The following is a 14,293-nucleotide window of genomic DNA, read 5'->3' as shown; positions in this document are numbered from 1 at the left end:
CATGATTATAAACCTTTGCCTTCGTTTAAGCCTGGCTGTGAGGTTACCGAAACAGGTAAACAACTGGAGATAATATATCCGGTTCAGAACGCGAAAATTTATGTGCCGTTGGAAATTGATGGCAAGCGGGGAAAAACTATTTTTACTGCGGCGAACCGAAAACCGGGAAGTAAAATCTTCTGGCACCTTGACGATGACTATATTGGCACGACGATAAATTTCCATCAGATGGCATTAAGTCCGGCTCCCGGAAAACATTTGCTTACTATTGTGGATGAAAATGGCGAAAGTGTTAGCAGGGAGTTTGAGATTTTGGAGAAGGAGAAATGACATATACGAAGTACGATGTTTGATGTACGATGTCGTTACTGCACATAATTTTGGTCCTTTCACAATCCACACCCGCCGAAGGTTTTGTTCCCTCTCCTTTTGGAGAGGGGTTGGGGTGAGGCTAAATAAATATTAATGAATACTTATCAACAATCTTTTTTTAAATTGGTGCATCATCCGTTTAAATTCAACCTGTTTATATTTTATAAACTACCGGCAGCATTTTTTTCAGGCGTTAGAGTCAGAGAACTGACCGAAGAACGATGCATTACATCTGTTCCTTATAAATGGCTTACGCAAAATCCGTTTCGTTCTATTTATTTTGCTTCACTTGCTATGGCAGCCGAGATGAGTACCGGCGTGATTGCATTAAGTAATGTCTATAAAAGAAAGCCATTAATATCAATGCTCGTTACAAAAATGGAAGCGATCTATTTTAAAAAAGCAACAGGAGCCATTTTTTTTACTTGTGAGCAAGGCAAGGATATTACATCCACAATAGATGAAGCAATTGCAACAGGAGAAGGAAGAAGTATTGTGGCGAAATCAACCGGGAAAAATAAATCGGGAGAAATAGTAGCAGAATTTTTATTTACATGGTCGTTTAAATCTAAGACCGCTAAGATTAAAGTCTCATAAATCATTTTGTAATTTGATTTCTTATCTTCAATATTCAATGCTTAAATATTAAAACGTATTATGAAGATTGCATTTCACGGCGCAGCCCGCACGGTAACTGGTTCCAAACATTTACTCACTTTAAAAAATGGCAAAAAATATTTACTGGATTGCGGTATGTTCCAGGGTGTGGGCGATGAGACTGAGGAGTTAAATCGTGATTTTGGTTTCGTTCCTGCAGAATTAGATTATCTAATTCTGTCGCATGCTCATGTGGATCATTGTGGCCTTATTCCAAAGTTGGTTAAAGAGGGCTTTGCAGGGAAGATTTTTGCAACAGATGCAACAAAAGACTTGTCTGCAATTCTCATGGCAGATAGTGCAGGCATCCAGGAAAATGATTTGAAGTTTGAAAACAAAACCCGTGCCGTGCAAGGCAGGCCTTACCTGCAACCATTATATACAACAGAAGATGCAGTAAAAGCATTGGATTATTTTGAGATCGTCGAATATGGACAATGGCATCGCATAGACGAAAATGTTCAGTTCATGTATTTGGATGCCGGCCACATAATCGGCAGCACAACTGTTCATTTAAAAATAAACGAAAACGGAAAAGAGACGCATCTTACTTTCTCGGGAGATGTTGGGAGATACCGGGATGTAATATTAAAATCCCCCGAAGTTTTTCCGCAGGCGGATTATATAATTATGGAATCTACTTATGGAAATAAATTACACGATGAAGTTACCGGTACGGCTGATGCCTTGTTGCAATGGATAACAAAAACATGTTTACAGAAAAAAGGGAAATTGATTATCCCGGCATTTAGTGTAGGCCGCACGCAGGAGATATTATTTTTTTTAAACCAGCTTGAAAATGAAAACCGCCTGCCTCCCTTGAAATATTTTGTAGATAGTCCTTTAAGTCTTGAAGCTACCGTTATTATTAAAAGCTACCCTCAATATTTTAATAACCGTATTCAAAAATTATTACAAAGCGATAATGATCCGTTTGGTTTTAAAGGACTGCATTTCATTAAATCCGTAGAAGAAAGTAAGTCTTTAAATTACCTGAACGAGCCCTGCGTAATTATTTCAGCAAGTGGTATGGCCGAAGCGGGACGGGTTAAACATCACATCAGCAATAATATTGAGAACAGTCGAAATTCCATTTTATTTTCCGGTTACTGCGAACCCAATTCATTAGGAGGCAGGTTAAAATTGCATCCGAAAGAAGTTGGCATATTCGGACAAACACATGAAGTGCATGCAGAGATAGGTGAAATACAAAGTATGAGCGCTCATGGCGATTATAATGATTTGAGCCAATGGCTTGCCTGCCAGGATACTAAACAAGTAAAGAAATTATTTTTGGTGCACGGCGAATACGATGTACAGTTAGATTTTAAAAACCGTTTAATGAGTAAAGGATTTACTGATGTTGAAATTCCGCCGAGGCATTGGGAAATTGGATTGACATAAATGTTTCTGCTTATCATCGCACTTTTCTTTTCAGAAAATATGATTCAAAATAAAAATAACTTATCACGCTAATAAAGTAACTTATTATAAGGCAAACAAACAGGGAAACGCCGTTTGCAGCCTCTTCGTTAAAATTTCCCGATTTCACCAGCCAATTTTCAATTCTGAGTTGCAAACTTCTCAAGATTATTAAATGGAAAATGTATAAGCCATAAGAAATTCTTCCTGTAAATTTTAACCATGGATAATTAAATATTGTGGATAATAGTCTATTGGAGTTATTGGTTGCATATTCAATTAACCCTGCAAATGTTGCTGCAATTAAACTGAATCCAATTGTGCTCAGAAATGGATTGTTACCATTTGCATTGCCGGTTAAGAATATTCCGGCAATAATAATTATGAATGCACCCAGGTAATAAAATGAAGGCACCGTGTTATTTCTATTTTTTTGAAAAATATATAAACAAGCCCCTATTAAAAAGCCATCCATTCTGCAAAACGAATTGTAGAAATAATATTTGTAATCTAAAATGCCCGGATGATTTATGTATAGTACCGTTCTTACAATTATTATTGAAATGATGATTGTAAAAATGAGGTTGAAAAAATATTTCTTTTGCCAGAACAAGTATAAAAGAAAGGGCCACACAAGATAAAATTGTTCCTCAACAGCCAGCGACCAGAAGTGGTCTAAAAAATTTTCCTTTAATCCATTGTAAAATATCAAACTCCAGTTTTGAAAAAACAGTGCAAAACTTAACCAGTTATGATTGTAGAATTCAAATAAATATAAGTTTTGCTTTTTTACCAGCAAATTGAACCCGACATAAAATATAATAAGAACGAGATAATACAATGGCAAAATTCTCAATGCCCTGTTTATATAAAATTTTTGCAGAGAATTTTTTTGTTGTTGTAGAGCGATAAGCCTGGATGTTATTAAGTAACCGGACAAAACAAAAAACAGATCAACGCCACACCATCCGAATGAAAATAAAGGAACGTTGCCCCAATAATGAAATGATAGTACCAATATTATTGCCAAACCCCTTATGCCATCCAATTGCGGGATATGGCCTTTTGGTTCAGTTGTTTGGTTTTTCATTAATAGTCTGAAATTTTATTTGATCGTTATTTTTTTTGGTTGAATGCCAATACGATTATACCGGGATAAATATCACTTAAAATATTTGATGGGTTTAATGCCGGCGAGTCTTGTAATATTAAATCTTTTTGATAACGTGTTTTATAATAAAGAATAAAATAATTGATGCGATATTCTTTGACAGCATCGATAACTTCCTGTGTATTATAATCTGTAGTAAAAGGACCGTAATGTCTGCAATTAGCGAGATAATTTATTATAACGGATTCGGAAAAATCTTCGCTGCTTTGATTGCAAAATAGCACGTTGCCATTAATATTCTTTTCTTTTAAGGCAGCAGCAATTTCAAAATAATTTTTGCCAGCTCCATGTTGATTTTTCAATTCGATAATTGGATATAAATAAAAACTTCCGATAATTACCAGGCTGAATAAATACAGGTATTTTTTATTGAAAGAAAAGTTGTCAATTAAAAGAGAAAATAATATCGCCGCGAGAAGTAATACAGATAGACTAACGATCCACAGATATCTCGGTTCAGAATGAAATAATAAAAAACCGGATGGCCAAATAATAATAAAGCTCAGAAGTACTGTCAAATTATTTTGGTTCGAAAAACTTCTCAACCTGGCAGCAATAAAGAAAATACCTAGTACAATAATGGTTATAAATGCAAATGAGAAATCATTAAAATGCTCGACAGTTTTTAAAGCATTAAATGCAATTAGTTTTAATTGTGCTATAAAAACTTTGGCATTAGTAAAAGGCGTGATGTTACTAAATTTCTCGTAACTTATATCATCAAAAATCGAGTAGGCTCCGGCGAAAGGTGGTGTATAGAAAACAACCCTTGGTTGCTTATAAGCAGGCGAAAGGGAACCGGAAATGTTTTGTTGTCCTAATACAAAATGCCCATATTTTAAATTCAATGTAACGATCCAAAAACTGGCCGTTAGGCAAAGAACAAATATTCCGGCAAAAGCCTTTTTAAGAAATAATGTTGAAGTTTTTTTGTTTGAATTTTTGCCACTCGCTAAATAAATAGCAATGGGTAAATGAATGAGGACAAAATAGAAGGCATATGACTTCGCATAAAAAGCCATTGCTCCTGCCAGCGCAGCTAAAATGATTCCTTTATAACTGGTGCCAAATTTTTCGGAACAAATAATATTCAGGTACAATAACAAACATAACAATTCCAGTAAGTCACCAAATAAGCGATCAAAGGTAAAATGTACAATCAGCAAAACTGCACCAAACATCGTTGCTGTTGCAATAGAAAGGTCTGTCTTACATTTTTTTAATAAGTAGAAAAACGCAGCCACACTCATGAATCCGTATAGTCCATTTAAATATTTGACTGAAAGGATTTCGTCAAAATTTAATTTTATAAAAGGAGTTAGCAGCCATGAACTTAACGGACTCCAGATGCCATTTATTGAATTGTGAAAATTTCCTTTGGCTAATTGTTCTGCAACGCTGAAATAACCGGTAGCATCAGGATCAATCACAAAACGATACCCCGGAAAAAGTATGAAAAATAAAAAACAGTAAATAGCAAGAAAAAAAAGTAAATGCTTTAATCTCATTATTTCATTCCATTGAGTTGTATCATGCGTGCCACATATTTGCCGAGCATGTCAAATTCTAAATTTACAAGGTCGCCTTCTTTAATATTTTTGAAATTGGTATGCTCAAACGTGTAGGGAATTATTGCAACGCTAAAATTATTTTTAGACACATTAAATGCAGTAAGGCTTACGCCATTTACGCATATTGACCCTTTCTCGATTATTAATGGAGCTTTATCTTCATCAAAGCTGAAAATATATTCAACGCTGCCATCAAAATCTTTTGTTGAAGTGCATTTGCCGGTTCCGTCTACATGTCCTTGCACAATATGGCCATCAAAGCGTCCATTCATTTGCATGGAGCGCTCCAGGTTGATAATATCTCCTTCTTTCCAGTTTTGGAGATTGGTTTTATCTAAAGTTTCCTGAATGGCTGTAACACGATGTGCGTTATCGTGAACTTCTTCTATTGTAAGGCATACACCATTATGGGAAAGACTCTCATCAATTCTTAGGCGGGACGAAATACTGCTATTAACCCAAAAAGTTTTGTTCGTTCTATCTGCCGACACACTTTTAATATTCCCTAAAGCTTCAATAATTCCGGTAAACATAGTTTTGTATTTAGGTGAGCTTTTTATAATTAGGATTTCTAAATTTAGAAATTTACTTTATCTTCGCATTCCTAAAAAAATAAAAGAATAAAATTTATGCTCATTATTGATTCAAAAGATTGCGAAAATATTGATAAAGCACTCAAAAAGTACAAGAAAAAATTTGAGAAAAGCCGCACTTTGCTGCAGCTTCGTGAGCGTCAGTCTTTTACCAAGCCTTCTGTAAAAAGGCGTGGTGAGGTTTTGAAGGCAGTTTACAAGCAGCAAATTGCCAGCGGAAAAATAGAAGCATAGATTCACTTAATTTATAATCTTCTTACGGATAGCCTGAGTTTACTAACTTTACAGCTACCGTTTTTTTATGCCTATACCTGAAGCTTATCCTATTGGAGAATTTTTGAATTACCTCACTTTTCAAAAGCGATATTCCAGGCATACTATCATTTCTTACGAAAATGATCTTACGGGATTCTTTGACTTTGTTGTCTTGCAATATGGATCACTTCAATTAGCCGAAATTTCCGCTTCGGTAGTTCGTTCATGGCTTGCATCTCTAAAAGAAAACAAGATTACTTCCAAAACCATTAACCGAAAAATATCTACACTAAAATCATTTTTTAAGTACCAGCTTAAAATGAATAAGATAGAGGTGAATCCCGTATCTGCAATTACATCGCTCAAAATAAGAAAGCGGCTGCCATCATTTGTTGAGCAGAAAGATATTAAAACATTATTCAGTTATGTTGAATTTCCCGATACCTGGGAAGGTAAAACGAACCAACTTTTATTGATGATTTTTTATCAAACAGGGATAAGGCTCAGCGAACTCATTAATATAAAAGAATCGCATATTGACATTAGTAAAGGAACTATTAAAGTTTTGGGTAAAGGAAATAAAGAAAGAATAATTCCGGTAAATAATACTTTACTTAAAGTAATTGAAAAGTATATTGCTGAAAAGAATACTAATAGTAACGCAGCACAAAAAGGTTTTTTGTTTATAAATAGTAAGGGAAAGAAACTGTATCCTAAATATGTTTATAATGTGGTAAAAAAATACCTTGGAGATGTTTCTACCAACGAAAGAAAAAGCCCTCACGTACTCAGGCATACTTTTGCGACACACTTAACCAATAACGGTGCCGATATCAATGCTATAAAAGAACTGCTTGGTCATGCCAGTCTTGCATCTACACAAATTTATACTCATAATTCAATTGACAAACTAAAGGAAGTTCATAAGCTGGCTCATCCTAAATCATAAAGTTTGCAGGAGTATAAGCTAAATTCGGGGGGAATATAAATTAAATAAATATGAAATTTTCCTTTGAAAAATGCGTTAGGGAATGTAACTTCATTCAAACAGTTTTCATGACTCACCTCAAAATTGTTTATTGCTTACAACCTATTAAATTCAATCGAATTATTCTTTATTGTTCACCGTTAAAATTTATGATTTTTATGAACGTCAAAATTCAATCGCTTCATTTTGAAGCCGATTCAAAATTGGTTACCTATGTGGAGAAAAAACTCTCAAAGCTTACACAGTACCATGAAAGGATTACCAAGGTAGATGTCTTTCTTAAGCTGGATAATGTGGTTCACAATATTAAAGACAAGATCGCTGAAATTAAGGTTCACGTGCCGCGACATGATTTCTTTGTAAAACACTCTTCCAAATCTTTCGAAGAAAGTTTTGACATAGCGCTCGATTCTGTTATAACGCAAATGAAAAGAAAGAAGGAAAAGATGGCGGCGTAATTGCAATATTTTATTTATATCAGTCCCCCTTTTTTGGGGGATTTTTTTTGGTCGACTATTTTGAAATCTTATTTAGAGAAGGTGTATGACAAAGCTTAATTTGCCTGTATTTTACCGGACACAGTAATACTTTTCTGATCATTTAGAACAGCGTGCTTTATCAACGTGAAATTTTCTTTTTCAAAATTTTTCCATTAAACATTTTGCATTACCTTTGCCTTCCCAAAAAAAAACCTATATAGGTATGCATTTTGGGGAAGTTCATTACAAGTGTGTATTTGCGGCAATTGCCAGTGTAGCTCAGTTGGCCAGAGCAGCTGATTTGTAATCAGCTGGTCGGGGGTTCGAATCCCTCCACTGGCTCTGTTCTATATATAATATGCGATAGGCAAAGGGCAATTAAGAGTTATTGGTTTTTAAATTGCACATTGCTGATTGTAAAGTGGAACGGGCAGTTACCAGAGTGGCCAAATGGGGCGGACTGTAAATCCGCTGTCTTCGACTTCGGTGGTTCGAATCCACCACTGCCCACTTAGATCGAAATTAGTTTTTTGAAATAGCATCGATAATATTAAAAGCGGAAGTAGCTCATTTGGTAGAGCGGTAGCCTTCCAAGCTTCAGGTGGCCGGTTCGAGCCCGGTCTTCCGCTCTTGGTAGTCATTAGTCATTAAGACATTAGTCATTTAAGAATTGTTTTGTTGACTACTGGCCAGTGACCACTGGCTATAACAAGCTGTTGTAGCTCAGGGGTAGAGCACTTCCTTGGTAAGGAAGAGGTCGTGAGTTCAATTCTCATCAACAGCTCAAATTGATATTAAAAGATGATCTGTTTCTTTTTACGATAAAATTTTTAAAATCAAATATTAAAAACAAATAAAATGGCAAAAGAGAATTTTAAAAGGGATAAACCCCACGTTAACGTTGGTACTATCGGTCACGTGGATCATGGTAAAACAACGCTAACTGCCGCTATAACCGATATTTTGTCTAAAAAAGGTTTGGCGGAGAAAAGAAATTATGATGATATTGATGGTGCTCCTGAAGAAAAAGAAAGGGGTATTACAATTAATACTGCACACGTTGAATATGCAACAGCAAATCGTCACTATGCACACGTTGATTGTCCAGGTCATGCGGATTATGTAAAGAACATGATTACGGGTGCTGCACAAATGGATGGTGCTATTTTGGTGGTTGCAGCTACTGATGGTCCTATGCCCCAAACCAGGGAGCACATATTGTTAGCCCGCCAGGTTGGTGTGCCACGTATGGTTGTTTTCATGAACAAAGTTGATTTGGTGGATGATCCTGAATTAATAGAATTGGTGGAAATGGAAATTCGTGAACTATTAACCAAAAACGGGTTCGATGGTGACAATACTCCTATTATTAAAGGTTCCGCAACAGGTGCTTTAGCAGGAGATGCAAAGTGGGTTAAAGCCATTGATGATTTGATGGATGCAGTTGACTCATACATTCCCTTACCTCCCCGCCCGGTTGATCAGCCATTCCTTATGAGTGTGGAAGATGTGTTTTCAATTACTGGTCGTGGAACAGTTGCAACAGGTCGTATCGAAAGAGGTCGTATAAAAGTTGGTGAAGGTGTTGAAATTGTAGGCTTAATGGAAAAGCCTTTAACATCAACTGTTACCGGTGTTGAAATGTTTAAGAAATTACTGGAAGAAGGTGAAGCTGGTGATAATGCAGGTTTATTGTTACGTGGTATTGAAAAAACACAGATCCGTCGCGGTATGGTTCTTTGTAAGCCAGGGTCAATAACTCCTCATACTGAATTTAAGGGAGAAGTTTATGTATTAAGTAAAGAAGAAGGCGGGCGTCATACTCCATTCTTTCAAAAGTATCGTCCACAGTTCTATTTCAGAACTACAGACGTTACTGGTGAAGTAGAATTACCTGCAGGAACCGAAATGGTGATGCCTGGTGATAATACAAGTCTTACTGTTAAGTTAATTGCTCCAATTGCAATGGAAAAAGGTTTGAAGTTTGCAATTCGTGAAGGTGGACGTACAGTAGGTGCAGGACAGGTTACTGAGATATTAAAATAAGGCCCCCTAAATCCCGAAGAGGGACTTTTGGGAAGGCTATAATAAAAAACAAAGTACCTTTGGTAACTATCCATTGGTACTTTGTTTTTTAAAAAGTTCTTCAAAAATTTAGCGTCTTTTAATCCATTCTTCGGAGGGTTTGGGAGACCATTTACGGGCATAGTTCAACGGTAGAATAGAGGTCTCCAAAACCTTTGATCAGGGTTCGAATCCTTGTGCCCGTGCAAATGAATTAAGAGGGTTGGATTTTATTTAGAGTAAATGCTGTGCCTGAATAATTTTCAAATTGAGGCATTTTTAAAATTTCGAAATTGTTTTTTTATGAATAAAATATCGTTATACATCAGGGATTCTTATAAAGAGATGATGCAAAAAGTAACATGGCCAACATGGGAGGAATTGCAACAATCCACGATGATTGTGTTAGCGGCTACCATTATTATTACAGCAATTGTTTGGCTTATGGATTTTGCGTCCAATGGTGTTTTAAAATTTATATATTCTTTATTTCAGTAATTATGACAGATACTAATAATACAGAGCAGGAAACTACAACCAATGAAAAGGAGGAGATAAAATCTTCTGTGCCTGAAAAGGAAACAAAATGGTATGTTTTAAGGGTTGTAAGTGGTAAAGAGAGAAAAGTAAAAGAATATCTCGACAAAGACATTATTAGAAACGGGTGGGATAAACTAATTCTACAGGTTTTTCTACCAGTTGAAAAAGTTTATAAGGTTCAGAATGGTAAAAAAGTAATGAGAGAACGTAACTTTTATCCAGGTTATGTAATGATAGAAGTTATTGATGGAAAATTGACTGACGAAATTGTGCAGCATTTAAGCAACATTAGCAATGTCATGCATTTTTTAACCGATGGTAAAGGCTCAAAAGGTAACATCATCAGCCTTAGAAAAGCAGAAGTTAACAAAATGCTGGGTAAGGTTGATGAAATGGCTGACGCTGGCGGAATGACAATGAGTGAGCCATTTATCGTAGGAGAAACCATTAAAATTATTGATGGTCCATTCAACGACTTTAACGGTGTAATTGAAGAAGTGACTGATGAAAAGAAGAAGTTGAAAGTTCAGGTTAAGATCTTCGGTCGTGCAACTCCTGTTGAATTAAATTACATGCAGGTAGAAAAAATATCTTAAGACACATTTTATAGATTTTGGAAACCCGCTCAAACAATCGAGCGGGTTTTTTTATTAGGCTCCTTTGGAGGACAGGGAACCTTCTTCTTTTCTTTTTACTAATAAATACCAATCATTTTCTAACGGCAGATAACCCAAGTCGTAACAAAAAAAATATACATTGCCTTTCTTATTGGTATAAGTATTTGTAAAATATTTGAACTGAAAACCCTTTTGAATCAGCTTATGTCGCGTGGTCTTAGCCATTTCTTCTCCGTCAGTAAACTCGCTTTCCAATATGCGCCTGTTCTTTCCCAGCGCATTATTAATATTCCTCACCAGGTTAATTGTATTCGATTTTAATTGGTTGTTATAATTGTTACGGCAGTAATCATCACAAAACTTTTTATCCGTTCGCCCTTTTACGGGCTTCTCGCAGTTGAGACAAAGTCGGGGTTTCATTTCGGCTGTCATGCTTATCTGTATTGATTTATAGCCGGAAGATACACCAAAACATTTGTAAGTACAAGCGCTTACAAACGGTTATATCCAACTATAAACGCTTAAAATACGAATAAGGCTTATACGGCATTGCATCTTTGTGGTGTTGATGAAACGAAATGATTTTGATTCGTCAACTGAAATAAAAAACAATTTAAAAACAAGTTCATCAAAAAATGGTGAGCACAAAACTCAAAGTCATGAATGCTTTAAAAAACAAAGTTCAGTTAATTGGAAATTTAGGTAGTGCACCTGAAGTACGTAACACAGAAAGCGGTAAAAAGCTCGTTCGCTTTTCCATCGCAACCAATGAAATTTACCATAATGCCAAAGGTGAAAAAGTGAAAGAAACACAATGGCACAACGTAATTGCCTGGGGTAAAGTAGCAGACATTGCTGAAAAATATTTAACCAAAGGCAGCGAAGTTGCGATTGAAGGAAAGTTGATGAATAACAATTACACCGACAAAGACGGTAACAAAAAGTACAGCACAGAAATACAAGTGCATGAATTATTATTGTTGGGGGGCAAAGCATCCGCTTAATTATATTGACCACGGGTTTTCATTTTTATGTAAATAAATTTGTGCAACCCGTGGTTCTCTTTATAAAACAAAATAATTAGGAGGTAATGCAAAATCTTAACTCAATTGAGCGCAATGAAATATTTGATCTTGCCTTTCGGTTTGTGACCGAAACAAGTGAAAATATTTTTCTGACTGGTAAGGCTGGAACAGGCAAAACCACGTTTTTAAAATACCTAAAGGAAAATTGTTCCAAGAATATCATAGTAGCAGCGCCAACAGGAGTGGCGGCAATTAATGCCGGCGGTGTTACATTACATAGTTTATTTCAATTGCCTTTTCATCCTTTCGTGCCTACGAAATATAATAAAGATGAATTGCTTGCTAAAATCAGGTTTAACAAACAGCGGCAGCAATTGCTTCGTAAAATGGAGTTACTTGTTATTGATGAAATAAGTATGGTGCGTTGCGACACCATGGATGCAATAGATACCATTTTGAAATCAGTCAGGAGAAGATACGATGCGCCTTTTGGCGGTGTTCAACTATTATGTATCGGTGATTTGCACCAGCTTCCACCTGTAGCTCAGCGACATGAATGGGAGATTTTGCAGGAATACTATTCATCCAGCTTTTTCTTCGATAGCCTGGTTATTAAGGAACAAATGCCTTTGTTAATAGAACTGAACAAAATTTACCGTCAAAAAGAAGATTCGTTTGTTGCGCTGTTAAATAAAGTCCGTAATAATCGCATGAATGCTGATGATTTCGAAGATTTGCACATAAGATATAATCCGTCTTTTCGCCCCGCGATTGACGAAAACTTTATTACCCTTACTTCACACAATAACCTGGCAGACCAGATTAATGCACGTGAGTTACAAAAACTGCTAAGTCCATCCTTCATCTATGAAGCGATAATTGAAGATGACTTTCCGGAAAATAGCTATCCTGCAGAAGGTTCTCTCGTAGTGAAGGTGGGAGCCCAGGTTATGTTTTTAAAGAATGATGCTATTCAGAAACGATATTTTAATGGAAAAATTGGAGTAATAAAAGCATTAAAAAATGATGAGATTATTGTTACTTGTGATGGAACAGACATTCGCGTGTTACCTGAAACATGGGAAAATTCACGATACGTTTTAGATAGGAACGATGGTAAGTTGCAGCAGGAAACCCTGGGGACATTTACTCAATTTCCACTAAGGCTCGCGTGGGCAATAACTATTCATAAAAGTCAGGGCCTTACCTTTGAGAAGGTAATGATTGATGCCGGTGCGGCTTTTAGCAGCGGCCAGGTGTATGTGGCCTTGAGCCGGTGTACGAGCCTGGATGGCATTGTACTGTTATCAAAAATTCCTTCAGCGGCCATATACATTAACGAAAACGTTATAACGGGTCAGCAGTCACTCACACATAAAGGGTCTCTCGCAGAAAGGTTCAACGGAGCGAGACAAATCTTTACACAACAATTACTGGAGGGCATCTTTTCTTTCAATGAAATTTATGAGCTTTTGGACGGATTATCTTACCAAATTAATGAACACAGGCACCGGCTAAATAATGAGGGAATAGCCTGGACACAGGATTTTAAGAATAATTTTTTGGCCGATCGTAACGTGGGATTAAAATTTATTGACCAGGTGGCAACGTTAATGAAAGAAGAACCGGTAATTGAAAATAATCAAGCGCTCCAAAAAAGGATTAACGCAGCAGCTAATCATTTTGATTCAAGATTTTCTGCTTACCTGCATCAAATCCAAAATCACCCGATTATTACCGAACATAGAGAAGTCGCCAATGCAATAAATGAATATCTCAATCAAATTGCATTGGCTATATACACTGCAAATTATTTTTTACAGTATTGTAAACAATCGTTTTCTGTTACCTCCTTTTTGCACCATAAATTAAAATTTGCTCAACCTAAGTTTAGTCTGTCAATATACGCTAGTGGCAAAAAACAAACTTTTGCTGATATTCCCAATGATGAATTATACAACAGGCTTAAGATTTGGAGAGATGAGGTTTGTCATAGAACCGGCATCCCAATTTATATGGTCGCCAACCGTGCCACCCTTGCTGAAATCGCAACCTATCTTCCCTTAAACAAAAATGATTTGCTGCAAATAAATGGATTTGGAAAAGCCAAAGTTGGAAAATATGGCGATGATATTTTGCAGGCTGTGCAGGATTATTGCTCCGCAACTAATGTTGAAACTAATATTGCAGCAAAACAGGCTAATCCAAAAAAAGAAAGGAAAGAAAAAAGCAACGATGTAAAACCGGAAACGAAGGAGGTTTCATACAACTTATATAAAGAAGGAAAATCGATAGCCGAAATTGCTAAAGAACGGAATTTTACAATCAATACCATTGAAGGCCATCTGACCTGGTATGTTGCCAACGGCGACATCGATATTAACAAGATACTCTCTGTCGAGAAGCAGCTCCTTATAAAGTCTGCTATAAAATCTCATGGAAGCTCAAACACCAAAGTGCTGAAGGAGAATTTGCCTGAAAGTATCTCCTATAGCGAAATAAGATTTGTATTGGCCTCAGAAAAAGAATAAGTATATAT

The 14,293-nt window shown here is 36.2% G+C and carries 14 protein-coding genes, 5 tRNA genes and 1 pseudogene; 16 read left to right on the top strand and 4 right to left on the bottom strand.

Annotated features, from left to right (window positions below):
• The 3 genes and pseudogenes from ACO1O5_RS14630 to ACO1O5_RS14620 all read left to right on the top strand — a co-directional run.
• A pseudogene (locus tag ACO1O5_RS14630) lies at positions 1-330 on the top strand (penicillin-binding protein 1C); the annotation flags it as partial.
• Between the two features lie 135 nt (positions 331-465).
• Positions 466-969, top strand: a complete 504-nt coding sequence (locus ACO1O5_RS14625; RefSeq protein ID WP_486271447.1) for a DUF4442 domain-containing protein — start codon at positions 466-468, stop codon at positions 967-969.
• 60 nt (positions 970-1,029) lie between these two features.
• Positions 1,030-2,433: an MBL fold metallo-hydrolase RNA specificity domain-containing protein gene (locus ACO1O5_RS14620; protein ID WP_486271445.1), complete on the top strand. Its 1,404-nt coding sequence runs from the start codon at positions 1,030-1,032 to the stop codon at positions 2,431-2,433.
• A gap of 13 nt (positions 2,434-2,446) precedes the next feature.
• Here the strand turns inward: ACO1O5_RS14620 and ACO1O5_RS14615 are convergent, their stop codons facing one another.
• Genes ACO1O5_RS14615 through ACO1O5_RS14605 form a run of 3 tightly spaced genes read right to left on the bottom strand, consistent with a single transcriptional unit; the run spans position 2,447 to position 5,726 of the window.
• Positions 2,447-3,541 carry an acyltransferase family protein gene (locus ACO1O5_RS14615; RefSeq protein WP_486271443.1) on the bottom strand — a complete coding sequence of 365 codons (1,095 nt, stop codon included), beginning with the start codon at positions 3,539-3,541 and terminating at the stop codon, positions 2,447-2,449.
• A gap of 26 nt (positions 3,542-3,567) precedes the next feature.
• The gene (locus ACO1O5_RS14610) at positions 3,568-5,130 is read right to left on the bottom strand and encodes a hypothetical protein (protein WP_486271441.1); all 1,563 of its coding nucleotides are present in this window, start codon (positions 5,128-5,130) and stop codon (positions 3,568-3,570) included.
• On the bottom strand, positions 5,130-5,726 hold the full coding sequence (locus ACO1O5_RS14605) for a riboflavin synthase (protein WP_486271439.1): 597 nt from the start codon (positions 5,724-5,726) through the stop codon (positions 5,130-5,132). Before ACO1O5_RS14605 ends, ACO1O5_RS14610 begins: the two co-directional genes overlap by 1 nt.
• 96 nt (positions 5,727-5,822) lie before the next feature.
• On the opposite strand from ACO1O5_RS14605, the gene rpsU reads away from it, so the two are divergent.
• From rpsU to nusG, 11 genes are all read left to right on the top strand, one after another.
• Entirely contained in the window at positions 5,823-6,020 is a 198-nt protein-coding gene (gene rpsU, locus ACO1O5_RS14600; protein ID WP_486271437.1) for a 30S ribosomal protein S21, read from the top strand.
• 67 nt (positions 6,021-6,087) lie between these two features.
• Complete coding sequence (gene xerA / locus ACO1O5_RS14595) at positions 6,088-6,990, top strand: site-specific tyrosine recombinase/integron integrase (protein ID WP_486271435.1); 903 nt, start codon at positions 6,088-6,090, stop codon at positions 6,988-6,990.
• Between the two features lie 197 nt (positions 6,991-7,187).
• On the top strand, positions 7,188-7,487 hold the full coding sequence (locus ACO1O5_RS14590; protein ID WP_486271433.1) for an HPF/RaiA family ribosome-associated protein: 300 nt from the start codon (positions 7,188-7,190) through the stop codon (positions 7,485-7,487).
• Between the two features lie 289 nt (positions 7,488-7,776).
• A tRNA-Thr gene (locus ACO1O5_RS14585) sits at positions 7,777-7,850 on the top strand.
• 86 nt (positions 7,851-7,936) lie between these two features.
• Positions 7,937-8,018: transfer RNA gene (locus ACO1O5_RS14580), tRNA-Tyr, on the top strand.
• Between the two features lie 46 nt (positions 8,019-8,064).
• Positions 8,065-8,137: transfer RNA gene (locus ACO1O5_RS14575), tRNA-Gly, on the top strand.
• 83 nt (positions 8,138-8,220) lie between these two features.
• Positions 8,221-8,292 (top strand) — tRNA-Thr (locus tag ACO1O5_RS14570).
• A 74-nt stretch (positions 8,293-8,366) separates the two neighbouring features.
• Positions 8,367-9,554, top strand: a complete 1,188-nt coding sequence (gene tuf / locus ACO1O5_RS14565) for an elongation factor Tu (protein WP_486271431.1) — start codon at positions 8,367-8,369, stop codon at positions 9,552-9,554.
• Between the two features lie 153 nt (positions 9,555-9,707).
• Positions 9,708-9,778 (top strand) — tRNA-Trp (locus ACO1O5_RS14560).
• 97 nt (positions 9,779-9,875) lie between these two features.
• Positions 9,876-10,070, top strand: coding sequence for a preprotein translocase subunit SecE (secE, locus tag ACO1O5_RS14555; protein WP_486271429.1), 195 nt, complete (start codon positions 9,876-9,878; stop codon positions 10,068-10,070).
• A gap of 2 nt (positions 10,071-10,072) precedes the next feature.
• On the top strand, positions 10,073-10,708 hold the full coding sequence (gene nusG, locus ACO1O5_RS14550; RefSeq protein ID WP_486271427.1) for a transcription termination/antitermination protein NusG: 636 nt from the start codon (positions 10,073-10,075) through the stop codon (positions 10,706-10,708).
• Positions 10,709-10,762: 54 nt separating this feature from the next.
• Here the strand turns inward: nusG and ACO1O5_RS14545 are convergent, their stop codons facing one another.
• On the bottom strand, positions 10,763-11,161 hold the full coding sequence (locus ACO1O5_RS14545; protein ID WP_486271425.1) for a hypothetical protein: 399 nt from the start codon (positions 11,159-11,161) through the stop codon (positions 10,763-10,765).
• A 227-nt stretch (positions 11,162-11,388) separates the two neighbouring features.
• On the opposite strand from ACO1O5_RS14545, the gene ACO1O5_RS14540 reads away from it, so the two are divergent.
• Both ACO1O5_RS14540 and ACO1O5_RS14535 read left to right on the top strand, forming a co-directional pair.
• A complete protein-coding gene (locus ACO1O5_RS14540; RefSeq protein ID WP_486271423.1) occupies positions 11,389-11,733 on the top strand; it encodes a single-stranded DNA-binding protein in 345 nt (114 codons plus the stop codon).
• A gap of 86 nt (positions 11,734-11,819) precedes the next feature.
• The gene (locus tag ACO1O5_RS14535) at positions 11,820-14,285 is read left to right on the top strand and encodes a helix-turn-helix domain-containing protein (protein WP_486271422.1); all 2,466 of its coding nucleotides are present in this window, start codon (positions 11,820-11,822) and stop codon (positions 14,283-14,285) included.
• Positions 14,286-14,293 lie beyond the last annotated feature (8 nt).

Source organism: Ginsengibacter sp., from assembly GCF_057362405.1.
The sequence above is the reverse complement of the archived record's forward strand: the minus strand, read 5'-3'. Positions and strand labels throughout refer to the sequence as shown.